Annotated in this window: 22 protein-coding genes and 1 tRNA gene; 11 read left to right on the top strand and 12 right to left on the bottom strand. The window is 61.5% G+C overall.

The window, feature by feature from the left end; translation table 11 throughout:
* Positions 1-73 (bottom strand) — tRNA-Ile (locus ABJF10_RS14290).
* A 2,464-nt stretch (positions 74-2,537) separates the two neighbouring features.
* Complete coding sequence (locus ABJF10_RS14295; protein WP_348545261.1) at positions 2,538-3,116, bottom strand: type 1 glutamine amidotransferase domain-containing protein; 579 nt, start codon at positions 3,114-3,116, stop codon at positions 2,538-2,540.
* A 189-nt stretch (positions 3,117-3,305) separates the two neighbouring features.
* Between ABJF10_RS14295 and ABJF10_RS14300 the strand changes: the two genes are divergently transcribed.
* On the top strand, positions 3,306-4,307 hold the full coding sequence (locus ABJF10_RS14300; protein ID WP_348545262.1) for an aldo/keto reductase: 1,002 nt from the start codon (positions 3,306-3,308) through the stop codon (positions 4,305-4,307).
* Between the two features lie 19 nt (positions 4,308-4,326).
* On the opposite strand, the gene ABJF10_RS14305 is transcribed toward ABJF10_RS14300, so the two are convergent.
* Complete coding sequence (locus ABJF10_RS14305) at positions 4,327-4,530, bottom strand: hypothetical protein (RefSeq protein WP_348545263.1); 204 nt, start codon at positions 4,528-4,530, stop codon at positions 4,327-4,329.
* Between the two features lie 175 nt (positions 4,531-4,705).
* On the opposite strand from ABJF10_RS14305, the gene ABJF10_RS14310 reads away from it, so the two are divergent.
* From ABJF10_RS14310 to eboE, 3 genes are read left to right on the top strand one after another with little or no spacing between them, the layout of a single operon-like run.
* On the top strand, positions 4,706-5,989 hold the full coding sequence (locus ABJF10_RS14310) for a nucleotide pyrophosphatase/phosphodiesterase family protein (protein ID WP_348545264.1): 1,284 nt from the start codon (positions 4,706-4,708) through the stop codon (positions 5,987-5,989).
* The gene (locus ABJF10_RS14315; RefSeq protein WP_348545265.1) at positions 5,986-7,161 is read left to right on the top strand and encodes a 3-dehydroquinate synthase; all 1,176 of its coding nucleotides are present in this window, start codon (positions 5,986-5,988) and stop codon (positions 7,159-7,161) included. The genes ABJF10_RS14310 and ABJF10_RS14315 overlap by 4 nt, the downstream gene beginning before the upstream one ends.
* Positions 7,158-8,354: a metabolite traffic protein EboE gene (gene eboE, locus ABJF10_RS14320; RefSeq protein WP_348545266.1), complete on the top strand. Its 1,197-nt coding sequence runs from the start codon at positions 7,158-7,160 to the stop codon at positions 8,352-8,354. Before ABJF10_RS14315 ends, eboE begins: the two co-directional genes overlap by 4 nt.
* A gap of 16 nt (positions 8,355-8,370) precedes the next feature.
* On the opposite strand, the gene ABJF10_RS14325 is transcribed toward eboE, so the two are convergent.
* The 6 genes from ABJF10_RS14325 to pstC form a co-directional block, all read right to left on the bottom strand.
* Positions 8,371-9,438 carry an inorganic phosphate transporter gene (locus ABJF10_RS14325; protein WP_348545267.1) on the bottom strand — a complete coding sequence of 356 codons (1,068 nt, stop codon included), beginning with the start codon at positions 9,436-9,438 and terminating at the stop codon, positions 8,371-8,373.
* Positions 9,439-9,474: 36 nt separating this feature from the next.
* Positions 9,475-10,113 (bottom strand): DUF47 family protein, encoded by a 639-nt coding sequence (locus ABJF10_RS14330; RefSeq protein ID WP_348545268.1) that lies wholly within the window; start codon positions 10,111-10,113, stop codon positions 9,475-9,477.
* Positions 10,114-10,202: 89 nt separating this feature from the next.
* A complete protein-coding gene (gene phoU, locus ABJF10_RS14335; protein ID WP_348545269.1) occupies positions 10,203-10,892 on the bottom strand; it encodes a phosphate signaling complex protein PhoU in 690 nt (229 codons plus the stop codon).
* Between the two features lie 41 nt (positions 10,893-10,933).
* Positions 10,934-11,725: a phosphate ABC transporter ATP-binding protein PstB gene (gene pstB, locus ABJF10_RS14340; RefSeq protein ID WP_348545281.1), complete on the bottom strand. Its 792-nt coding sequence runs from the start codon at positions 11,723-11,725 to the stop codon at positions 10,934-10,936.
* A 62-nt stretch (positions 11,726-11,787) separates the two neighbouring features.
* Positions 11,788-12,900 carry a phosphate ABC transporter permease PstA gene (gene pstA, locus ABJF10_RS14345; RefSeq protein ID WP_348545270.1) on the bottom strand — a complete coding sequence of 371 codons (1,113 nt, stop codon included), beginning with the start codon at positions 12,898-12,900 and terminating at the stop codon, positions 11,788-11,790.
* Between the two features lie 5 nt (positions 12,901-12,905).
* Entirely contained in the window at positions 12,906-14,522 is a 1,617-nt protein-coding gene (gene pstC / locus ABJF10_RS14350) for a phosphate ABC transporter permease subunit PstC (RefSeq protein ID WP_348545271.1), read from the bottom strand.
* A 1,299-nt stretch (positions 14,523-15,821) separates the two neighbouring features.
* Here pstC and ABJF10_RS14355 point away from each other — a divergent pair.
* From ABJF10_RS14355 to ABJF10_RS14380, 6 genes are all read left to right on the top strand, one after another.
* A complete protein-coding gene (locus tag ABJF10_RS14355; protein WP_348545272.1) occupies positions 15,822-16,142 on the top strand; it encodes a metalloregulator ArsR/SmtB family transcription factor in 321 nt (106 codons plus the stop codon).
* A gap of 109 nt (positions 16,143-16,251) precedes the next feature.
* Complete coding sequence (arsD, locus tag ABJF10_RS14360) at positions 16,252-16,587, top strand: arsenite efflux transporter metallochaperone ArsD (protein WP_348545273.1); 336 nt, start codon at positions 16,252-16,254, stop codon at positions 16,585-16,587.
* Complete coding sequence (gene arsA, locus ABJF10_RS14365) at positions 16,584-18,380, top strand: arsenical pump-driving ATPase (RefSeq protein ID WP_348545274.1); 1,797 nt, start codon at positions 16,584-16,586, stop codon at positions 18,378-18,380. The genes arsD and arsA overlap by 4 nt, the downstream gene beginning before the upstream one ends.
* Before the next feature lie 9 nt (positions 18,381-18,389).
* Positions 18,390-18,611 (top strand): zinc ribbon domain-containing protein, encoded by a 222-nt coding sequence (locus ABJF10_RS14370; protein WP_348545275.1) that lies wholly within the window; start codon positions 18,390-18,392, stop codon positions 18,609-18,611.
* Positions 18,612-18,667: 56 nt separating this feature from the next.
* Positions 18,668-19,732: an ACR3 family arsenite efflux transporter gene (arsB, locus tag ABJF10_RS14375; protein WP_348545282.1), complete on the top strand. Its 1,065-nt coding sequence runs from the start codon at positions 18,668-18,670 to the stop codon at positions 19,730-19,732.
* The gene (locus tag ABJF10_RS14380) at positions 19,729-20,169 is read left to right on the top strand and encodes a rhodanese-like domain-containing protein (protein WP_348545276.1); all 441 of its coding nucleotides are present in this window, start codon (positions 19,729-19,731) and stop codon (positions 20,167-20,169) included. The genes arsB and ABJF10_RS14380 overlap by 4 nt, the downstream gene beginning before the upstream one ends.
* Positions 20,170-20,210: 41 nt before the next feature.
* On the opposite strand, the gene ABJF10_RS14385 is transcribed toward ABJF10_RS14380, so the two are convergent.
* The 3 genes from ABJF10_RS14385 to ABJF10_RS14395 form a co-directional block, all read right to left on the bottom strand.
* Positions 20,211-21,473, bottom strand: coding sequence for a Glu/Leu/Phe/Val dehydrogenase (locus ABJF10_RS14385; protein ID WP_348545277.1), 1,263 nt, complete (start codon positions 21,471-21,473; stop codon positions 20,211-20,213).
* 49 nt (positions 21,474-21,522) lie between these two features.
* Complete coding sequence (locus ABJF10_RS14390; RefSeq protein ID WP_348545278.1) at positions 21,523-22,368, bottom strand: ABC transporter permease subunit; 846 nt, start codon at positions 22,366-22,368, stop codon at positions 21,523-21,525.
* A gap of 66 nt (positions 22,369-22,434) precedes the next feature.
* Positions 22,435-23,343 (bottom strand): ABC transporter ATP-binding protein, encoded by a 909-nt coding sequence (locus tag ABJF10_RS14395; RefSeq protein WP_348545279.1) that lies wholly within the window; start codon positions 23,341-23,343, stop codon positions 22,435-22,437.
* Between the two features lie 58 nt (positions 23,344-23,401).
* Between ABJF10_RS14395 and ABJF10_RS14400 the strand changes: the two genes are divergently transcribed.
* Positions 23,402-23,984, top strand: a 583-nt coding sequence (locus ABJF10_RS14400; protein ID WP_348545280.1) for a hypothetical protein, incomplete at its 3' end; no start/stop codon positions are given.

Raw genomic sequence — 23,984 nt, forward strand, 5'->3', positions numbered from 1 at the left:
TGGGCCCGGTGGGATTCGAACCCACAACCAAGGGATTATGAGTCCCCTGCTCTAACCATTGAGCTACAGGCCCGTGCCCCAAAAACCGCCCCGCAAAAACCGGCATCATCTCCAGCAGGGCAGGCGGACGGGATGGTTTCACGGGCGGCATCGATGAGTGTGCTACTATGGCCACCCGCCCCGTCGCGGCAACGCAATTTGAAAGCGGGCGATGATCGAAATCATCCGCCTGTGATAGGGCCGGAGTCACGACTGCGCATCGCTCGTGTGGAAGCTGGAACCGCAAAAGCGCGGCGCGCCGCACTTTCACTTGATCGTCTGGGGCGTGCCCTACATGCCTAAGGATTGGCTGGCGCAAACGTGGTTTGAAATCGTCGGCGATCCGAAACACCTCGCGGCGGGAACCTCGGTGGAGCAAGCCCGTTCGTTTCGCGGGGTGATGTGCTACGCCGGCAAGAAATACCTCGGAAAAGAAGTGAGTCTGCCGCCGGGTTGGGAAAACGTCGGGCGGTTTTGGGGTGCTTGTGGTCGCAAGAATCTTCCGCACTCCAGGGTGATGGAATTCACAATGACCAAAGCGAGCCTGCATCGATTCCGGCGCACGGTTCGCCGCTACATGGCCAGCAAAGGAAAAGTTTGGCGGTCAAAGGAATGGCGTGAACCTATTCACGCAGGAACATCTCCAGTGGGCGCGGGCGATGGATTGGGCGGAAACGGGGAATTGCCAGCCCCTCGATTTCTCGGTGCCGCTGATTGGTCAGCCGTTCTGAACGCTAAAAGCGGCGACAGCCCCCAAGCGGAGCGCGGAGCGGCCTCCCTAGGTACGGAGCCAAGTCCCCCCCAGAGGAGGGGTCTGAGGGGAAACGTGGTTCCCCTCTCGTCTCCGGCGGCGGGACGCCGGAAGCTGCGCGGTAGAGGGATAATCGACTTTGCCAGATGTGTTTTTCATCCATTTCAAGGCGAGATGTCCTTTCCTGCACGAATCTGCAGGTGATAATTGCGACCATGCGGAAGCCATTTATCGTTTTTGCCGTTTCAGCCGTGCTCGGGGCTATCGCGGGACTCATCACGTTCCGCGTCGTCATTTCCTTCACTCCAATCGGGGAGAGACTCCAAGGAACATTCACAGAAGCGTGCAGGTGGGGTGATACCGAAACAATGGCAAAGCTTTACGTGGCGGGAGCGTCTGCAAACGGACGTTTCCTAGACGGCGGACCCGAGGGATCGACCGGGTACGCACCCGACCCTCCGCTTTTTCAAGCGGCTACTTTTGGGAGTGCAACCGCCGTACAATGGCTGCTCGATCACGGCGCAAACATCAATGCTATCGTCGATGAAGGAGACTCCCTTTGGTCGCCCCTCGACCAAGCCGAAGAACATTTAAAGCGAGCACAGCAGACTGTCGATATACTTAAGGCGCACGGAGCAAAATCGGGACATCGCAAATAGCAGAGAATGGGGGGTTGAAATCCGTTGCTTGAATAGTAACCCGAAAAAGTAACCCGATTGAAAATTTCGGGAGTTCTCGGGAGGACTCTGAAGGACATTCAATCGCCAGCGAATCAAGTGCCCAGCAGCTCGGGAGGACTGCGAACGATTCCGTGAGATTCGGGCGAAAATGCCGATTTTTAATTATGAGTCCCCTGCTCTAACCATTGAGCTACAGGCCCGTGCCCTGAAAACTGCCACGCACAAGCCGGCATCATCTCCAGCAGGGCCAGCGGATGAAAGCCGGTGCTGGAGCGCTCAAGGTTGTGTCCACAACCCTGTCCGAGTGCCATGGTGAGGTGCGCAGAGTGAATTTTCCGCAATGGAGCCAATGGAACCAATGGAGCAATGCACTTTTTCCGCGGGGTTATGCGACACTTCCCCGCATGAACTCCGAGGACTTTAGAGCGGCTGCCAAAAATAGCTGCCGGAGCACTGGCCCGGAGGGCCTCTGGAGATTAGCCAGTCGGCGTCAGCCACCGGAAACGATTTTCCACCAGCGTCAGCCCCGAAGGGGCCGCGGAGTCCTACCGCCCCGCTGGGGCGGAGCCGTGGCGGTCCCATATGCGGTGGCTGACGCCGACCGGCTAATCTCCATGACGCCTCCGGCGTCCAAACGATCCACTGGGACGCTCCGGCCAACTGTAATCCAGAGTAATCGTGCCCAGTCGTATCTAATCGTGCCCCATTTTTTTCCGCTGCTCACTCCTATCGAGCGATTGGCCAGCCCACCGCAGGGATGGCAATGGCGGTCGCCAGCAATCAAGGCGAATCAAGGTAAATCAAGCCCTCTCAAGCCTCCAAATTTTCTCACGCGCGTGCCTTCGCCCAATTGTTCCCCTAGTTCTGTCGTCACTCCGAAAGGATGGTAGAGGGCCACCCGGAGCCTAATCAAGGTGCGAAGAACGGCAGCGATTTTAAGGTGCCTTAAGCCCAGTCAAGCCGATTTAAGGTGCGAGATTTTTTCTCGCGACCTTGACCGCCAGGCTTCGGCTTTAGGGCTAACGCCCCGCCAGCCGCCCAGCACATTCAGCGACGGCGGGTCACAATTAGAATCCGCGGGCGCCGGCGGCCATGCCGGCGTGCCGGCCTTCCGCGAACTCCTCGATGACCTTGGCGTTGAAGGCGGGGATATCCGCGGGCTTGCGGCTGGTCACGAGGCCATTGTCGACCACTACCTCTTCGTCCACCCACTGGCCCCCGGCGTTCTTGATGTCACTCTGGATGGCCGGCCAGGAGGTCAAGCGGCGCCCTTTCACCAGACCGGCTTCGATCAGGACCCACGGGGCGTGGCAGATAGCGGCGATCGGCTTTCCCGCCTGGGCGAAGGCGCGGACGAAGTCCACGGCAGCGGGAGTGGAGCGGAGTTCATCGGGATTCATCAAGCCACCCGGGATCAACAGCGCATCGAAGTCCTCGGCATTGGCATGTTCGAGGGGAAGATCCACATCGAACTGGTCGCCCTTATCGGCGTGGTTCATCCCTTGGATTTTTCCCTTTTTCGGAGACACGATGCTCACCGTGGCGCCGGCCTCTTCGAGGGCTTTCATGGGCTTTTCGAGTTCGACTTGTTCAAAGCCATCGGCGGCAAGAATGGCGACGCGTTTTTGTTCCAGTTCCAAGCTCATAATAAGTAAGGTAAGTAAAGATGACGCCCCCGGCGGAAATCGGGTCTCCACATTTGCGGAAGGCGTTCACAAGGGAATCGAAGACGGACCAGCGCTTATGCCTCAGAGCTTCGCCTGATTGGGGCGTCGGAGTGGTGATACGGAGCGCAAAAAGCCATCCTTCCACGCAACGCGATGCGAAAACCTGATATGACTTCCCCATTGAGCCGCAGAACTTTCCTCAAAGGCAGTGTGGCCGCCGGGATCGCCGCGCAATTGAGCATGCGGGCGCCGGCCGCCGAAGCGCGCGGTGGCATTCCTTATCATGTTCTGGGCCGCACCAAGGAGAAGGTCTCCGCGATTGGCGTGGGCGGATTTCATATTGGGCAGAAGCCGACCGAGGACGAAGCGATCCGCATCGTGCGCACCGCCCTGGACAGTGGCATCAACTTTTTGGACAACTGCTGGGATTACAATGGCGGGGTCAGCGAAGTGCGCATGGGAAAAGCGCTGCGCGATGGTTACCGGGAGAAGGCGTTTCTCATGTCGAAGATCGACGGTCACACCAAGGAAGCCGCCGCCCGGCAAATCGATGAATCGCTGGCGCGTCTCCAGACGGACCACGTGGACCTGATGCAGTTCCATGAAATCATCCGGCCGGGCGATCCGGAACTGGTCTTCGGCAGCGGCGGTTCGCTGGAGGCCATGCTGGAAGCACAGAAGGCGGGCAAGGTGCGTCACATCGGGTTCACCGGCCACAAGCATCCCGACATTCATCTCCACATGCTAGAGGTGGCGAAGGCGCATGACTTCCATTTCGACACGGTGCAGATGCCGCTCAATGTGATGGACGCCCATTTCGAGAGCTTCGGGCAGAAGGTATTGCCGGTGCTCGTCGAGCGGGGCATCGGCGTGCTCGGGATGAAGCCGATCGGGAGCGGCTGGATCCTGGAAAGCAAGACGGTGAGCGCCGTGGAATGCCTGCACTACGCCATGAGCCTGCCGACGAGTGTGGTGATCACCGGTTGCGATTCGCTGGCGATCCTCGAGCAAGCGTTGAATGCCGCGCGGTCTTTTCAGCCAATGGACCAGGCGCAAATCGAGGCCTTGCTCGCGAAAACGGCACCCGTCGCCACGGCAGGAAAATTTGAGGGTTACAAGACGACGCACACCTTCGACGGCACGATCCAAAATCCCCAGTGGCTCGGGTAGCGATGGGAAAGCTTGGATTTCAGCGCACCTCGCTCTTGCCAAAGGCTTCGAGGGCCAGCGGTACGGTGGTGATCAGCCCGATCGCGGTGAGGATGGTGCCAGCGGTTTCGCGCTGCTGACGGGTGAGCCGCCCGGCCAGCAACAGGGCCAGCCCTGCGCCGAGCATGCCGCGGGTGGCGGCGATGAGGATCAATTCCGGGAAGGTCAGGGTCGTGGTTCTCATGATTTTCGTCCTTATTGGTGCATCGCAGTGGGTGGTGTCCGCGGATGGCTTTTGCAGGAGGCGGGCTGTGCGTGCTTCCCCGGGCATCTCTTAGGCAAAATTTTCAAACAGGCGTCGATTGCTGGCCATTTATCGTTTTCGTGCTTCTCTATTCGTCCCTTCTGTAAAACGCCCTTTGACCGCCCCGAATAAACTTCTCGTCATCGATATCGCCGCCTTCGGCTGGAACCTCGTGTCGCACCTGCCCGAGTTCCGGCCCGCCGAGGCATCCTGGCCTGCGCTCACCTGCAGCGCCCAGGCTGCCTTCCGCACGGCGGCTCCGGCCGGGCAGCATGGGATCGTGGCCAATGGCCTCTTTTTCAAGGACCTGACGAAGGTGCTTTTCTGGGAGCAAAGCGCGACGCTCTGCGAAGGGCCGCGCATCTGGGAGAAATTTCGCGCCCGGGGAGGCAAGGTCGGGATGATGTTCTGGCAGCAGAGCATGGGCGAGGACGTGGACCTAATCGTGACGCCGGCGCCGATTCACAAGCACAGCGGCGGCATGATCCAGTCGTGCTACACGCAGCCCGCGTCGCTCGAAGCCCGGCTCAACACCGCCATCGGCCGACCGTTCAATCTGATGAACTATTGGGGACCGCTGGCGAATTACAAATCGAGCGACTGGATCGTGGACGCGGTGGTGACCGTGATGGGCCAGCCCGATATCGCGCCCGACCTGTTGCTCGCTTACATCCCGCATCTCGATTACGATCTGCAACGCCACGGCCCGAAGAGCGAGCAGGCGGAGAAGGCGCTCGATATCCTCATCGGCTATCTCACGCGCTTGAAGGCGGCGTGCAAGGACTTCGGCTACGACTGGATTTTCGTGGGCGACTACGCCATCGAGCCGGTAAAGCGCGGCGCCGTGTTCCCCAACCGGGCGCTACGCGAGGCCGGGCTCTTTCACGTGCGCGACATCCGCCGCATGGCCTACACGGATTTCTTCACCAGCCCGGCCTTTGCCGTCGTCGACCACCAGATCGCGCACGTCTATTGCCGCCACGGCGAGACGATCGCCGCCGCGAAAGTGTGTCTGCAAGCGCTTCCCGGGGTGGCCGAGGTGCTCGACCGCGCCGCGCAAGAGGCGCGTGGCATCGGGCATCGGCGCAGCGGCGATCTCGTGCTCGTGGCCGAGCCGGGAGCGTGGTTCGCTTATCCGTGGTTCGAGAAGAAGGACGCGCCCGACTACGCCAGCCACGTCGATATTCACAACAAGCCGGGCTACGATCCGTGCGAGCTTTTCTTCGGCTGGCCACCGGGCAGCGTGAGCTTCGACACCACGAAGATTCACGGTGCGCACGGCCACGTCGGCGCGGGTTTTGAGGTCGCGTGGACATCGTCGCTGGCCCTCAACCCGGCGCCCACCAGCTTCCTCGGACTCGCGCGGGCCACGCAGCAGTGGATGGAGTCACGGCCATGACATCCACGCATACCGTCCAGCAGCGCATCGATGTGACGTGGGATTTCCCCGTCGTCTTCACCCACGCGGTTTTCGATCCGGCGAATCCCGTGCTCGTGACTACGCTGGACCGGCGATCGGAACACCGCCGGCACCGCGCCATGGTCTTTATCGACCGCCAGGTGGCCGAGACTCTGCCGCTGCTGACCCAGCAGGTCTCCTCTTACTTCGCCGCGCATCCCGCCCAGCTCGAGCTGGTGGCCACGCCGTCGCTCGTTCCCGGGGGCGAGGCCATCAAGAACGATTTCAGCCTCGTCGATCAATTCATGCGCCAGATGCTCGACGCGCATCTCGACCGCCAGTCCTTCGTCATTATCGTCGGTGGCGGCGCGGTCATGGATGCCGTGGGCCTGGCCGCCGCGCTCGTGCATCGCGGCCTGCGCCAGGTGCGTGTGCCGACCACCGTGCTCGGCCAGAACGACGCCGGCGTCGGCGTGAAGAACGGCGTCAATTTTCTCGGCGGGAAGAATGCCATCGGCACCTTCGCCCCGCCGTTCGCAGTGCTGAACGATTTCGATTTCCTGCTCAACTTGCCCGACCGCGACTGGCTGTGCGGTGTCGCCGAGGCCTTCAAGGTTTCCATCATTCGCGACAAGGCCTTTTTCGCGGAGCTGCTCGCCGATGCGGAGAAATACCCGGCGCGCGATTTTGCCGCGATGCAGAAGCTCGTCGTGCGCTGCGCGGAGATCCATCTCGAGCACATCCGCACCGGCGGCGATCCTTTTGAATACGGGCGGGCGCGGCCGCTGGATTTCGGGCACTGGTCCGCGCACAAGCTGGAGCTGATGTCGGGCTTCGCCATCTCACACGGCGAGGCCGTCGCGACGGGCGTGTTGCTCGATTCCATTTACGCCGCGAAGAAGTCGTGGATCACCGCCGAAGAACTGTCGTCTATCGGCGACGGCTTTCGTCGCAGCGGTTTTCGCCTCTGGTTCGATGAACTCGATCGACGACAACCGGACGGTACACGGGCTATTTTTGGAGGACTTCGAGATTTTCAGGAGCATCTCGGAGGTGAATTGACGGTCACTTTTCCGCACGGAATCGGTGCCCGGCACGAAGTTCATGAAATCGATCTTGCCTTGATGGAGCTGGCATTGCAGGAACTCGCAGCGTTTGCGCGCTCCCGATGATCATCCAGCAACGTCCTCCCCTCCATCTCACCTATTGTCTTAACATTCACCCCGGCGAAAGCTGGGCGGAAAATCTCGCGGCGCTAAAAGAAAAGACGCTCGCCATCCGGCAGGCGGTGGCCCCAGGGCAATGGTTCGGCGTGGGCCTGCGCATCGCGCAACAAGCGGCCGAGGAATTAACTAACAGTGCCGACCTGCGCGCCGAGGCGCTGGAGTTTTTCGCGGCCAACCAAATCTATCCTTTCACGATCAACGGTTTTCCCTACGGACGGTTTCATGCCGGGCCGGTGAAGGAAAATGTCTACGCGCCCGACTGGCGGACGCCCGAGCGCCTGCACTACACCATGCAACTGGCCGACCTGCTGGCCACCTGGCTGCCTGAGGAAGTCGATGGCAGCATCAGCACCGTACCGTGCTCCTTCAAGCCGTGGATCACGGGGAATGGCGATCTCTCGGCGGTGGTCGACAATCTTGCGGCGGCGGTGGCCTATCTCGCCGCGCTGCGCGAGGACACCGGGCGCGACATTCACCTCGGCCTCGAACCGGAGCCGGACTGCTATCTCGAGACGACCGCGGAGACGATTGCTTTTTTCAAGGATGTCCTCTTCACCGCGGGCACGCAGGAGGTGGCACGCATCTTGAAATGCTACCGCTCGGATGCCGAGGCGATGATCCGCCGCCACCTCGGGGTGTGCTTCGATACCTGCCACGTGGCGTTGCAAGGCGAAGACCTCACGGAATCACTGCGCGCCTATCAGTTCGAGGGCATCCGCATCTCCAAGATTCAACTCAGCGCGGCGTTACGCGCGCAATCCAACCCCGAAAGCTGGGAAGCCCTGCGCCCCTTTGCCGAGCCGGTCTACCTGCACCAGGTGAAGGGCCGCTCCGCCGCCGGAGCGCTCTTTTCCTGGTATGATCTGCCGACCGCGCTGGAGGAACTGCCGGGCTTTCCCGATGTGGAAGAGATCCGCGTGCATTTCCACGTGCCACTCTTCTTCACCGGCGCCGGCCCGTTGCAATCCACAGTCAACGCCTTGACACCGGATTTCTTCCACGAGCTGCATGGTGGCATCTGCTCCCATCTCGAGATCGAGACTTACACCTTCGACGTGCTGCCACCGGAGGTTCACCCCGGCGATGTCGTGCGGAGCGTGGCCCGCGAATACGCGTGGGCGATGGAGCACCTCCAATAGCCGCTCCATTGCGGCGCTAGTTGGTCCACCCGCCCAGCCGGAAGAGCCGGGCAAAGAGGTAGCCGAGCAAGCCGGTGGCCGGGATCGTGAGCACCCAGGCCCAGACGATGCGGTGCACGAGGCCCCATTTCACCGCGCTGAACCGTTTCATCGCGCCGACACCCATGATCGAGGTGGCGATGACGTGGGTCGTCGAGAGCGGGATGCCGAAGTGTGAGGCCGTGAAGATGATCGCCCCCGCGGTCGTCTCCGCGGCAAAGCCGTGCACCGGCTGCAGCCGCACCATTTTGTGACCCATCGTGCGAATGATGCGCCAGCCGCCGGCGGCTGTACCCGCCGCCATGGTCAGCGCGCAGACGATCTTTACCCAAATCCCGATCTTGAACTCCGGGGTGTGCAGGAAGCCGAGCCACGCCGGCAGATGAGCGAACGCCCCGGACGTCGTGCCGGTGAACAAGGCCAGCGCAATGATGCCCATGGTTTTCTGCGCGTCGTTGGTGCCATGGCTGAGCCCCATCCACGCCGCGCTCACGATCTGCAGTTTCCCGAACACGCCATTCACCACCCGTGGCCGCCAGTTCAAGACGCACGCGGTGATCACGGCCATGAGCAGGAAGCCGATCACGAACCCGAAGAGCGGCGAGGTAATCATGGGCAGGATCACTTTCGGCCACAGGCCGTCCGCGCCTTTCGGCGTGATGCGGTCCCAAATCAACACCGACCAATTTCCCCGGCTGGTGGCGAGCGCTGCCCCGCACAGGCCGCCGATAAGCGCATGACTGGAACTGGAAGGCAGCCCCAGCCACCATGTGAGCAGATTCCAGATGATCGCGCCGGCCAGCGCGGCGAGGATCGTGGTCATCGTGACCACGTTCTTTTCCACCTGCCCCATGCCAATGGTCTTGGCCACGGCCTCACCCATGAAGGCCCCGATGAGATTGGCCACGGTTGCGAGCAGGATGGCCTGCCGCGGGCTCAAAACCTTCGTCGACACGACGGTCGCGATGGCGTTGGCCGTGTCGTGAAAGCCGTTGATGTATTCGAAGGCCAGCGCCGCCAGCAGGACGAGAAGAAAGAGCAACATCGGGGAAGAGATCCGGACCGTGAGCGCTGAGAGCGCTCAGGAATACTTCAGCGTGATATGAAAGATGACGTAACCGGCGTCGCGGCAGCGATCGATCCCCTTCTCCAGCAACTCGTAGAGGTCCTTCCAGAAGACCACCGCCCGGGCGTCGCCACTGCCGTGGTAAAGATCCCGGAGCAATTCGTTCATCAGCTTGTCCGCGTCGCCCTCGATCGTCTGGAGCTTTTCGTAGGCGTCCCGGATTTCCTCGCCATGGCTTTTGGTGCGGAGCTGATTGACCATCGTCACCACCACGTCCGCGGCCTTTTCCAGCATACTGATCTGGCGGGCCACGACGCTGAGATCCGCTCCGACCGGGCTGATCAAGAGCCGCTCGCCGATCTTCTCGACGTTCTTGGTGATCTTGTAGAGCGCCGAGGAGAGCGCTTCGATGTCCTCGCGCTCCAGCGGCGTGACGAAATTCTTGCACAGCTCCTCGGTGGTCTGGAGGCTGATGCGCTTGTGCTTGCGGCGCGCTTGGGCAAGGTCCGTGAGGACGTCATTCGAGGGGTGGCCGGTGAGCTTGGGAAAGGCGGCGGCGAGGCTCGCGGCGCACTGTTTGGCCGCCGCCGCGCTGCTTTCGAGCAGATCGAAGAACTTGGTATCGCGGCCGAAGATGCGTTGGAGGGCGGACATAACGCCGCAGGCATAGCAGCCCGCCCCTCACAGGCAAGCCAATGTGACAATTGCGTTACAGAAGGAGCGCCCTGCACCCCCCTGCTCTCTCAGCCCTGCCCCTCGGACGAGACCGGCTGCTTCAGCGAAGGCTCGTGGCGGATGTCCTGCCCTTTGTAGAGGTAAAAGACCTCCTCCGCGATATTCGTGGCGTGATCGGCCACCCGCTCGATGGCCCGGGCCACGGTCATGAGGTTGAGCGCGCGGGTGATCGACTTGGGATTCTCCACCATGTAGCCCGTGAGCTCGCGCTCGAGCTGCTTGTTGATGCTGTCGACCGATTTGTCGCGGGCGATGATCTCGATGGCCAGTTCGTGATTGCCGTCCACGAACGCCGTGATGCTGTCACGCAACATCTCCTGCGCGATGTCCGCCATGAGCGGGATGTCGATCAAGGGCTTGAGCAGCGGCTCCGAGTTCAATTCGCGGGAGCGCCGGGCGATCTTCGTGGCCTGGTCGGCGATGCGCTCGAGGTTGTTGGAAATCTTCGACGCGGTAAGCATCAGCCGGCAATCGCGGGCAATGGGACCGTGCGTGGCCATGTAGGTGATGACCATTTCATCGATCTGGATTTCCAGCGCATCGATCTGCGAGTCCTCCGCTTCCACGGTGTCGCAAAGTTTGTCGTCGCGCTCGACCAGCGCGCGCATGGCCAGCGCGAGGTTGCGTTCCGTGAGGCCGGACATCATCAGCAATTGCTCGCGGATGTCGGCTAGTTGTTGTTCCCAAAATAGGCTCATATCAGATCTCGGTCAGGGGTGAGGCATAGCATGGCAGGAGATCAACCGAAACGCCCCGTAATGTAGTCCTCTGTTTGCTTTTGCGAAGGATTTGTGAAGATCTTTTCCGTCCTGGCGTACTCCACCAATTTGCCGAGGTAGAAGAACGCCGTGTTGTCCGAGCAGCGGCCAGCCTGCTGCATGTTGTGGGTGACGATGACGATGGTGTACTTGCCCTTCAACTGCTGGATCAATTCCTCGACCTTGGAAGTGGCGATCGGATCGAGCGCGGAACATGGCTCATCCATGAGGATGATGCTCGGCTCCACGGCAATGGCGCGCGCGATGCACAGGCGCTGCTGCTGGCCGCCGGAAAGGCCGAGGCCGCTGGTGTGCAGGCGGTCTTTCACCTCGTCCCACAAGGCGGCGCCGCGCAGGCTTTTCTCGACCACTTCATCGAGCTTTTTGCGATCGTTGATGCCCTGGATTTGCAGGCCATAGGTGATGTTCTCGTAGATCGACTTGGGAAACGGGTTCGACTTCTGGAAGACCATGCCAACCTGCCGGCGGAGCGCGATGACATCCACGTCCGGTTGGTGAATATCGATGCCATGGATGCGAATATTGCCGGAGCCGATGCGCGCGATGTCCACGAGGTCGTTCATGCGATTGAAGCAACGCAGGAGCGTCGACTTGCCGCAGCCGGAAGGCCCGATGAAGGCCGTGACCTTGTTCGCCGGGATCTTGACGTTGATGCCGTGGAGCGCGCGCGCCTGGCCGTAGTAGAAGTCGAGGTTTTCGACCTCGATCATCGTCGGGTGTTCTTCGGAAGTCACTGGGGCAGCGAGGGGCATCGGAGCAGTTTCGGGCGGCTTCATGAGAGAGTTGGGAGCGGAAGCGTTCATGGCAAGAATAGTTACCAGCGGTAGCGGTTTCGCATCTTGATGCGCAGGAAGATGGAGCTGAGCGCAATGCCCATGACGATGACGAGGAAGACAAAGGCCGCGCCGTACTGGACCCGCTCGGTGTATTCATTCTGCGGGATTTTCGAGCTGACGACGTAGATATGGTAGGGCAGCGCCATCACCCCTTGGAAGACCACGTCGAGCGCGTGGTCCACCTGCCAGGGCATCTTGTCGCGCACCACGTATGCCGCGGTAAACATGATGGGCGCCGTCTCCCCCGCCACGCGGGCGATGCCGAGAATGGAGGAGGTGAGCATGCCGGGCAGCGCATAGGGCAGGACGTTCGTGCGGATGGTCTGCCACTTGGTAGCGCCGAGAGCGAGCGAGCCTTCGCGAAAGCCTTTCGGCACGGACTTGAGCGACTCTTCACTGGCCGTGATCACCACCGGCAGCGCCATGAAGGCCAGCGTGAACCAACCGGAGAGCAGGCACACATTCCACCCGGAGAAATTCAGGTAATGGCCGAAGCCCACCGGCAAGCTCGGCACCGTGGGATTGGAAAACCCTTGCAGCATGGGCATGAAGCCCACGAACAGGCCGAGACCGAAGAGGCCGAAGACAATGGAAGGCACGCCAGCGAGGTTCAAGATGGCGAGGCGCACGAAGTGCACGAATCTCCCCTGCGTACTGTACTCATTGAGATAGATCGCGGCGCTGATCCCAATGAAAAGCGCGATTGCCATCGACCCGATGACGAGCAACACAGTGCCCACGATGCAGGGGAAAATTCCGCCCGCGCTATAGACGTAACTTTCCGCCGGAATGTCGGTGATCCCGTGGGTGTTCTTGAATTCGCGGAAGGCCCGGTCGCCGAGCTCCATCTTTTTACCTTCGTACTGGAAGACGAAGAGCGTCTCCGGCGCCTGGGTCAGGAACGGCACATTGACGAAGGGAAAGTGCGTCTGAAACACCGTCTGCCCACCCTTGAAAAAGATAAGCCCGAAGATGCACGCGGCGCAGACCAGAATGAAATAGGTCGCCGCACGGAAGAAGCCAAACGCGAAGCGCTCGAACACACGAGCGGAAGTCTTCGGGGCGAGAAAGGGATTGGCGGGGGCGTGCATGTTCTTTACCCGATGGAAATGCGGTAGCGCTGGACGATGCGCTGGGCGATGTAATTGATGATCAGCGAGAGCAAAAAGAGGACGATGCCCACCATGAAGAGCGCGCGGTAATGGATGCCGCCCTTGACCACCTCGCCCATCTCCTGGGCGATGATGCCAGTCATCGTGTGGACCGGTTGAAAGAACGCACCGAGGCCCTGCGTGAAGTCGGGAATGGCGATGCGATTACCGGCGCACAGCAGCACGATCATCGTCTCGCCGATCACGCGGCCAAAGCCCAGCAGAACCGCCGAGATGATGCCGGACAGCGAAGCCGGGACGAGGATGCGCACGATCGTCTGGAGGCGGTTTGCGCCCAGGGCGTAGGACGCTTCCTTGAAGTGCTTGGGCACGTTGTTCAGGGCGTCTTCCGCGAGCGAAAAGATGGTCGGCACGGAGATGAGCGCCAGCAGGCAGCCGGCCGTGAGGGCATTCAAGCGCTCGCTCATCGGGAAACCGGGGATCCAGCTCAGGAAGGACACTTGCGAGGTCCAGCGCAAAGCGGTTCCCAGCACGGCGATGCCGAAGAAGCCGAGCACCACGGACGGGATCGCGGAAATGAATTCGATATACGGCTTGATGAAGTTCTTTTCTTTCGGGCCGGCGATTTCACTGACGTAGATCGCCGCCGAGATGCCCAGGGGCACGGCGATGGCCAGCGCGATGACCGAGACGAGCAACGACCCGACGAAGAGCGGCACGATCCCGTACCAATCCTGCCAGAAGCTGGCCGTGATCCATTCGCGGCCGAAGAGAAACGACGTCAGCGCCCGCGAGGCCGGGACCGGTGCGTCGTATTTCCAATCCTGCATTTGCTGCTCGATGTGCGGGAGCGATCGGATGAGCGCGCGGGCGCGGACCTTTACCTTGTCGATCTGCGCCTGGAGTTTGGCGTCGGACATCACCGGGGCAGTGGCCAGCGTCGCCTCGAGCTTGGTGGCGAATTGCCTGTTCGCCGCCTGGAACGCCGGGAACGTGCTCTTGAGGATGGCGGTTTCGGCCGCGAAATCGACCGGCTTGATCTCGACCTTGTCCGCTTCATCCTTCCGACCGGCGCCCAGCAACATCGACTTCTGAACCATGTGATCGCCGTTGATCTGCTCCTTGGTTTTGATCGCCGTCGCCGCATCGGTGAGATCGGAAAGGATACCGCGCACATCCTCAATGGTGTCGCCAAACGCGCCCGCGAAAGCATCGAAGGGCGCCAGCGCCGCATTCACTTCCTCGGGTGTTTTGCCCGCTGCGGTCAACTTGTTGAATTGCGCCAGTCGCGACTCGTTTAGCGCACGGGTCAGTGCTGTGTGGTCGTCCACCTCGTGGCGGATGAAATCGACGTATTCCAAACCGGCCAGCCGATAGAGCCGCTGGTCGCGCAGGCTCTGCCCGAAAAAGCCCGCCCCCTCGCGGAAGAGAAAGATCGTGATCAGCGCCAGCACCACGACCGCCACGACCGCGTTGCCATTGAAAAAGTATTTGATGATGTCATCCGGCGTGAGCCCGAGAAACCGAAACCGATTGCGATTGAGCAGCGCATCGCCGACGGACGCAGTCGGAGGCAAAGCAGTGGATGGCGCGGAAGGCATTGGGGGCGGTTTTCGATCAGGAACGCAAGATTGGTCGGGATTTAATGGAGCACAGAGTCGGACCTGTCTGTGACAAACTCGTCTCCGTCATGTTACAAACGTGTGACATTCTCATTTTCTTTGTGACGGTCCTGTGACGAGCTTCTGGATTTTGGTGCGACAAAACCCGCTCGCAGGTGCGTGTGCGGCCCGTTCCGGTTTGTTGTCGTGCGGTGGATTTGATCGGTGCGATTCGGTGCGATCCCTCTGTCTTTATTGGTGGCCAAAATGGGCGCTGAAAGGGACAGACCATTTCGCGCTCCGTCCGTCTCGCCGGCTGTTCCACATGATTGTTCCACTGGGGTCCTGGACGTGGAGGCTGGGGAGCAAGCGCGGAATATTTCGACCTTGTGCCGCCTTGATTGCCTTGATTTGGCTTAATTTGCCTTGATCGGGCTTTACCGAGATGAACGATTTTCCCCGAGCCCGGCCCGCCGCGCATTGGAGCGGGCAGTTTTGGCGATTCGGAGCGGCGAAATTCATGGGTCGGATCGAGTCGGAACTGGCCGGATGTCGTCGGTGTCCTCTGTAAGCGCATGCGGATCGGCGGCGGTTTAATCCGGGTCGGATTGGAAGGGTGCGATTCGGTGCGATCTCTCTGTAAAAGTCGGTGAGAGTCACACGCATCGGCACAGATCTCTTTCGACGCCTGCGACCGGCCCCCGCTGTTCCACGTTCTTGTTCCAGATCCCTTCGGGCTGCAAGTCGGACTGTGAGGCGAAAAAAAATACAGGCACGATCAGGCACGACTGGGCACGATTGCTTGCGACCGCCGTCGCCAACCCTGCGGGCGCGCTTCGCGTGACCCCTTGCCCCGCGCGAGTGAGAGGGAGTGACTCTGGAAAGCAATGCGGCGGGTCTCGCCGGGAGCTCGGTCTGGCATCCGGGCACGCGGAAACGCCCGCCGGGAACTCCCGTCAGCAAAGCGTTCGATGATCTGGTCCGTGTCCTGTGCATCCTTCGATTGAATAGTCCTTTCCCAAACCGGGCCGCTGAAACACCCAAACTCCTTTCCTACCCTTCCCCCACTGTCACGCAAGTGTGGTAGACCAAAAGACGCCTCTTGTCAAGACTGAAATGCTGCCAGGCCGAGCCCCTCCCTCCGGTTCCACTCCCTACGCTGGATCACCTTTTCCCCAAAGCTGGCTGGCCGCCTCGGCGTCTTCCGGTTCTTCCTTCCGCCTCAACCGCCGGGCTTCGGCGAGGTCGAGTTGCCGAAGACCATTTGCTTTATTTTGATATTTGGCCGATTATCAAAGTATGCAAGCGGCCCCGACACCTCCCAAACCGAAGACCCCGGCAGATTTCCGCGTTGCGGCGGCGGTGTTCAAGGCGATGAGCAATCCCAATCGCCTGGTCATCGTCGATGCGCTGGCCAGCGGCGAACGCTGCGTGGCGGACCTGACGGCTTTGGTCGGCGTCGATATGTCCACGGTTTCCAACCACCTCGCGGTGCTGCGAAATGTCGGGATCGTGAAGGATGAGCGCCGCGGGACCCAGATCTTCTACTCCCTGAGCCGGCCGTGCCTGCTCAACATGTTCTGCTGCCTCGATGAGTTTCACGCGGAGGACGCACGATGAAGCCAACCTTGCCTGACCATTTTACGAACTGGTCACATCACCAGACGAAGACAAACCCGCCCAACCGGAAGCGCTCGCTGCGCGCCAGTTCCCTCCCCGAAATCGCCCAATGAAAACCATTCAAGTTTACGACCCGCCGATGTGCTGTCCGTCAGGAGTGTGCGGACCATCCATTGATCCGATCCTACCGCAGTTCGCGGGCTTCCTGCATCAACTCAAGCAGCGCGGCGTCAAAGTGGAGCGCTACAATCTTGCGCAGCAGCCGCTGGCTTTCGTGCAGAACCCGACCGTCAAGGCGTTCCTCGAAGCGCAGGGCGCGGAAAAACTGCCGCTCATCTTCCTCGATGGCGAACTGGTGCTGCAAGGCGCTTACCCCGATCACGACCAGCGCGCGGAATGGATTCGCCGCCGCGCGGCGGTAGAAACGCCGGAGGTCCTGTCGTGAACGAATCCCATTCGATTGCGCGCCTCCTGGAGGAGGCGACGCGGTTCCTTTTCTTCACAGGCAAGGGTGGGGTCGGGAAGACCTCGCTGGCCTGCGCCACGGCGATTGCGCTGGCGGATCAAGGAAAGCGCGTGCTCCTCGTGAGCACCGATCCCGCGTCGAATCTCGATGAAGTGCTGGGCGTAAGGCTCACGGATGCGCCCACGCCGGTGCCGAACGTGGCGCAACTCTCGGCGCTGAATATCAATCCCGATGAAGCGGCGCGGGCGTATCGGGAAAAAATCATCGGCCCATTGCGCGGACAGCTTCCACCCGCGGCGCTGGCCAGCATGGAGGAACAGCTCTCCGGGGCGTGCACGACGGAGATCGCGGCCTTCGATGAGTTTTCGCGCCTGCTCGGGGATGCCGTGGCGACCGTGGAATTCGACCACGTGATTTTCGACACCGCACCGACTGGCCATACCCTGCGCCTGCTCATGCTGCCCAAGGCGTGGACGGGATTCTTTGCCACCAATACGACCGGCACCTCCTGTCTCGGCCCGCTGGCTGGCATGGACCAGCAACGTTCGGTGTATGCAGCCGCCATCGCGGCGTTGGCCGATGGAACGCGCACGATCCTGGTGCTCGTGAGTCGCGCGCAGAAAGCCGCCTTGCGGGAAGCGCAGCGGACGCGCGATGAACTCACCGCCATCGGCGTGGCGAATCAACGACTGATCCTCAACGGGCTGTTTCGCGCGACGGATCGGAGCGACGAGGTCGCGCTGGCCCTGGAACAACGAGGCGCGGCGGCCCTGGCGGCCTATCGGGAGTTCCTCGCCTCTTTGCCGGTATATGAAGTCGTGCTCCGCCCGCACAATCTCCTCGGCGTGGAAGCGCTCCGCGCCCTCGTCCGGTCCACGGATACCGCGGCCCCCGCAGTTGCCCCGCAGTCGCGCTCATTCGCCCGTGAAGAGTTGCTCGAGCCCGGGGAGTTGCTGAACTTGCTCGCTGCGCCGGGCCATGGCCTGGTGATGACGATGGGTAAAGGAGGCGTCGGCAAGACCACCGTGGCCGCCGCCATCGCCGTGGATCTGGCCCGCCGTGGGCTTCGCGTGCATCTCTCCACCACCGACCCGGCGGCGCACGTTGTCGAAGCCCTGAACGGAGAAGTGCCGGGCCTCACCATCAGCCGCATCGACCCGGCGGCGGAGACCGCGGCCTACGTGGAAGAAGTGCTCGCCGCCCAAGGCGCGGACCTCGACCCGGACAGCCGGGCGCTGCTCGAGGAGGACTTGCGCTCGCCCTGCACCGAGGAGATTGCGGTCTTCCGCGCCTTCGCCCGCACCGTGGCCCAAGGGGGCGAGAGCTTCGTCGTGCTCGATACCGCACCGACCGGCCACACGCTGCTGCTGTTGGATGCAACCGAAGCCTATCACCGCGAACTGGGACGCCAGGCACGCGACACCATCCCGGAGGAAGTCCGGGAACTGCTTCCCCGGCTGCGCGACCCCGAGTTCACGCGCGTCCTTCTCGTCACACTTCCCGAGGCCACCCCGGTCCACGAAGCCGCCACTTTGCAGGAAGACCTGCGCCGCGCGGGCATCGAACCCTTCGCGTGGGTCATCAACCAGAGCTTCGCCGAAAGCGGGACGACCGATCCGTTGCTGGTGCGCCGGGGCGCCAATGAACTGCCGTATCTGCGCGAAGTCACCGGGCAACTGGCCAGCCGCACAGCCTTGCTCCGCTGGTCGGAACGCGAACCGGTGGGTCCCGACGCGCTGACCCATCTCTTTCTCGATGCGCAACCCGTCTAACTCCACACCATGCCTACCTACCTCTACGAAACGATTCCGGCCTCCTGCTGCGAGGAGCCCAAGCACTACGAAATCCAGCAGGGCACGACCGACGCACTGCTCACCCATCACCCCGAGACCGGCGAGCCGATCAAGCGCGTCGTGCTCGGTGGGTACGGCGCCGCGAAAGCCGACGAGCCATCCGCATCCGCCGACGGCGGTTGCGGCTGCGGCCCGTCCGGCTGCTGCTGACCGCTATCCCCTCCCCCGTGAGCACCGCGCCCCTCACCGAATCGGTCTCACGAAGAATGTCTTTCCTCGACCGTTACCTCACGGTCTGGATCTTTGCGGCCATGGGCCTGGGCGTCGCCCTCGGGCATTTCGTCATCGCCGATCCGGAGGCTTTTTTTGCGCCCATGACCGTGGGCACCACCAACCTGCCCATCGCCATCGGCCTCATCCTCATGATGTATCCGCCGCTCGCGAAGGTGAAATACGCGCAGCTCCCCAAGGTCTTCGCCAACACCCGCATCCTCACCCTTTCGCTGGTGCAAAACTGGCTCGTCGGCCCGGTGCTCATGTTCCTGCTCGCGGTCACGCTGCTGCGCGATCACCCCGATTACATGGTCGGCCTCATCCTCGTCGGCATCGCGCGCTGCATCGCGATGGTGCTCGTCTGGAACGATCTCGCCAAGGGCAGCCGCGAATACGCCGCCGGTCTCGTCGCGCTCAACAGCATCGCGCAGATCCTGTTCTACAGCGCCTTCGCCTGGCTCTTCATCACCGTGCTCCCGCCGTATTTCGGCCTGGAGGGAAAAGTCGTGAAAATCGAGATGTCCGCGATTTTTTGGAGCGTGATGATTTACCTCGGCATTCCGTTTGCCGCGGGCGTGCTCAGCCGCGTGGTGCTCGTCCCGCTCAAAGGCGAGGCTTGGTATGAGCAGAAGTTCATCCCGCGCATCTCGCCGCTCACGCTCGGCGCCCTGCTCTTTACCATCGTCGTGATGTTCACCTTCAAGGGAAACGCCATCGTCGCGCTGCCGCTGGATGTGGTGCGCATCGCCATCCCGCTCACGATCTACTTCGCCATCATGTTCCTCGTGAGCTTCTTCATGGCCAAGCGGCTCGGTGCGGATTACCCGCGCGCGACGACGCTCGCCTTCACTTCGGCGGGCAATAACTTCGAACTCGCCATCGCCGTGGCCATCGCGGTCTTTGGCATCAAATCCGGCGTGGCCTTCGCCGCGGTGGTCGGCCCGCTCATCGAAGTGCCGGTCCTCATCGGCCTGGTGCATGTGGCGCTGCGCTTCCGGCGCGGGTTTGCACCGGAACAGGGCGGGGTCCTTCCGGCCGTTGCCCAGCCCACCCGATGAACCTGATCCTGCCAGCCCTGCTTGTCTTCGCCGCGATCTGCCTGGCATGGTTCTGGTATGAAGGGCGTTGGGATCGGCGGTTGTTTACCGCGGAAGTGGGAAGGAAATGCGTGAACGTGCGGGCGCGCGGCGCCAGGGAACTGCTGCAAACCCAAACCGACGCGCAGGTGCTGGATGTGAGATCCAGAAAGGAGTTCGCGGGAGGCGCGGTACCGGGCGCGATCAACGTCTCCCTAGGGGACGCTACTTTTCGAGAGCGCGTGGCGGACCTCGACCGGACCCGGCCGGTGCTGGTCTATTGCGCGGGTGGATTCCGGAGTCGCAAGGCGGTGGAGGTCCTCCGCGCGCTCGGGTTCCAGTCGATCTATCACCTGCATCGCGGCTATCACTCGTGGAAGTTCGCGGGACTGCCCGTGGCGAAAACCGCAAACCCCTGAACTCCCTTTCCCGCAGCATCCTTAAAAGGATGGGCGAGGGCCTAGGGGAACAGGCCGCGGGCTTTTTTGGCGGCGAGGACGCGTTCGACGCCGATGGCCATGGCGGCGACGCGGTGCGGGATCTTGGCGTCGCGGGCGCGCTTGGTGACGGCAGTGAAGGCTTGCTCGAGGATGCGGAAGAGTTTGTCGATGACTTCGCTCTCGTTCCAAAAGAATTGCTGCAGGCCTTGCACCCACTCAAAGTAGGAGACGATGACGCCGCCGGCGTTGCAGAGGATGTCGGGGATGACGAAGATGTCGTTCCAGCGCTCGAAGAGGATGCGGTCGGCGGCGGGGGTGGTGGGGCCATTGGCGGCCTCGGCGAGGATGCGGCAGCGGAGTTGGCCGGCGTTTTTCTCCGTGATGACGCCCTCGACGGCGGCAGGCACAAGGACATCGCACGGCAGGGTGAGGAGGTTGTCGGCGGAAATGGGGTCCGCTTCGGTGAAGCCGGCGAGGCTGCCGTGTTCGTTGACGTATTTGTCGGCGGCGGTGATGTCGATGCCGTCGGCGCGATGGAAGGCGGCGAAGGCGTCGCTGATGCCGGTGATTTTCATCCCGTCCTTGTAAGCGAGGCCGAGGGCGGTGACGGCGCCGACATTGCCGAAGCCCTGGATGACGGCGGTGCACTGGTCGGGCTGCATCTTGAGGACGTTCATGGCGCGCTCGATGAGGTAGACGACGCCGCGGCCGGTGGCTTCGCGCCGGCCGGTGGTGCCGCCGATGCTCACCGGTTTGCCGGTGACGATCTCGGGGACGGCGTAGCCTTTGTAGACCGAGTAGGTGTCCATGAACCAGGCCATGACTTGCTCATTGGTGCCCATGTCGGGGCCGATGACGTCGGTGTGCGGGCCGACGAAGGGAATCATCTCCTGCATGTAGCGGCGGGAGAGGGCTTCCAGCTCGCGCAGGGAAAGGTCGCGCGGATTGACGGTGACGCCGCCCTTGGCGCCGCCGTAGGGCAGGCCGGTGAGAGCGCATTTCCAGCTCATCCACGTGGCGAGCGCGGCGACTTCGCCGAGGCTCACGCCGGGATGAAAGCGCACACCGCCCTTGGTGGGGCCCATGGCGAGGTGATGCTGCACGCGGTAGCCCTGATAGGTGTGGATGCTGCCGTCATCGCGGTGGATGGGCAGGGTGACGGCGATGGCGCGCTTCGGGTAAAGCATGCGCTCGCGGACGTTGCTATCGAGGTTCAGGTAATCGGCGATGACCTGGAATTGCTCCGTGGCCATGGCGTAAGCGGGATCGGCGTAGATATCCATAAATGAGCGCGAACTTGGGACTGCTACTGTTGCCGCGAATCGGCAGACCTCAAGACTTGAAATCCCGCACGGAGAAAGCGATCATACCGATGAGGATGACCGTGGCATCGAAGCCGAAAAGGAAAGCGAGGTCTTCCACTGTCTGGAACCATGGGAAAGGCACGCGGTAGGCGTTGTACCAAGTTTCAATGTGGCTGGTGACGAGCCAGTACTTGATGGATTCAAAATAGGGAACATTGCGGAAGATGTTGTCGGTCGTGATGTAGGTGAGCGTGCAGATTGTTGCCGCCGCGGGTTTCATGTTGAAGCACGAGAACATGAAAGCGAGCGAAGTGACGGTGAGCAAAGTGATGCAGAGCAGGGGCAGCGAGGAAAAATAGTGCTGCAACCCGGGACCAAAATCGTAGAGGGCGAAGAGATTCTGCAACGGCTGATAGACAAAGAATCCGCCCCTACCCTGCCGCAGCAAACCCAGCACGAGAGCGCTCGTCCCGATGAACACCGTGAGAACTGCGGTGTAGATGATACTGGCGAGCAACTTCAAGACGAGGATGCGGGTGCGCGAGACCGGCCGGCAGAGCGTCATGCGCATGGTGCCGTCTTCCACTTCCTTGGCCACGATATCTCCGCCGACGAGCGCGATGTAGAGCCCACCGAGCAGGAAGACGGTCCAGCACACCACTTGAAAAGCGAGCGTAAGTCCGGAGAAGTATCCATCGAATCCGTAGCCCGCCTTTTCCATGATATGGCGGAACGAACGCTGCACGGGAGGGAGCTGATACAGGATGAGGATGATGACTTCCAAGGCGAGAAATGCGACGAAGCCGATGTAAGTGCGTTTGCGCGCGAAAAGCTTCCACAGTTCACCCCACAGTTGGCGAAAGAAGAGGATCATTGATTTTTCAAGAGAAGGCGTGGGCCACGACGGAGGAAGAGCGGAATATCATGCGCGACAGCCTCGTCATCGTTCGGCGAGGGGTGGGATTCCATGGTGCGTGATAGTGAGATAGATCTCCTCGAGATTGCGCCGTTGCGGTTCCACCGCACGGACGCGCACGCCACCCTGCACAAGACAGGTGACGATTTCAGCGATGTCAAAAGTCTTATCCACGGTGACGACCCCGCGTTCCATGATCGACAGTCCTCCGATCCGCCGCAGGATCGTTTCGGCTTTTTCCCACTCGTCCACTTCCAGACGCACTTGCCTCCGATCTGATTCCAGTTCAGCCCAGCGCCCGTCGAAGACCTTGTGGCCCTGATTGAGAATGGCCACGCGATCGCAGAGCTGCTCGACCTCGACGAGGAGGTGCGAGCAAAAGAGCACGGTGATGCCGTGCTCGCGATTGAGCCGCTGGATGAGCAGGCGCATCTCGTGGATGCCCTCGGGGTCGAGGCCGTTGGTGGGTTCATCGAGCAGCACGAGTTCATTTTCCGGCAGGAGCGCCTGCGCCAGGCCGAGTCGCTGCCGCATGCCCTGGCTGTAGGTGCCGACCTTGTCGCGAATGCGCTTCGTCAGGCCCACGATCTCCACGGCTTCGGCGATCTTGTCCTTCGGCACATGCGCCGAGTAACTCGTGTAAATCTCCAGGTTGCGCCAGCCGCTGAGGTAATCGTAAAAGCGCGGCGCCTCAAAGATGGCGCCGGTCTTCGCGAGGGCCTGCGCGCGCTCCCGCTGCACGGAGACGCCATTGATGAAAGCTTCGCCGGCATCAGGGAAAACCTGACCAAGCAGGATACCCAGCGTGGTGCTTTTGCCCGCGCCATTGTGCCCGAGCAGGCCGAAAATCTCGCCCTTGCGCACTTCGAGCGAGAGATCATGGACAGCCGGTTTACCTCCGAAAGCTTTCCGTAAATGGCGTAGTTCAATCATCGGAAAAGTTAACATTAGTATTGTTACGAACGGAGGTTCTCCGGTAGCCTCGAACCGCATGCAACTCCTTTCCCTTGGATCCATGTTGGCGGGCCTGCCCGATGCGTCGGGTTCCTGGCATTTTCCCTCTGTTCTCGGAAGCGTTCCACCGCTGCCTGTTAATGGCGCCTATATCGGGTATCAAATCGTCAACTTGATTCTCGGCATCCTGGCCATGTGGCTCGCCGCGAAGGCGGTGGTTCCCAAGGAAACCGCGACGTTCGGAAACGTCCTCAAGGCCTGGGTGTGCAATTTTGCGCTGGGCATCGGGATCGTCGTCGTGGGCGTCGTGCTGCTGATGTTTGCCATGAAAATGCACGATGCGATGCGCTCGTGGCTGATGCTCATTGGATTCGGCGGCATGGTCCTGGGCTTGGTCCTGTTGATCCCGATGAAAGTCTACAGCATCGAAGCGCCGCGGGCGTTCGGACTGCTCTTGCTGACTTTCTGCATTCACTTTGCGATCCTGTTTATCGGCCTGCTGGCCGTTGTCTCCTTCGTCGGCCGCGATCGGGTAATGGCGGTCGTGGGGCAGCAGCAGTTCATGGCCATGGTGCAATCCCGGATCGCGCAGGTGCAGCATGCGCAGCCAGGGCAACCGG

The organism is Chthoniobacter sp., assembly GCF_040003245.1.
Classification (GTDB): Bacteria; Verrucomicrobiota; Verrucomicrobiia; order Chthoniobacterales; family Chthoniobacteraceae; genus Chthoniobacter.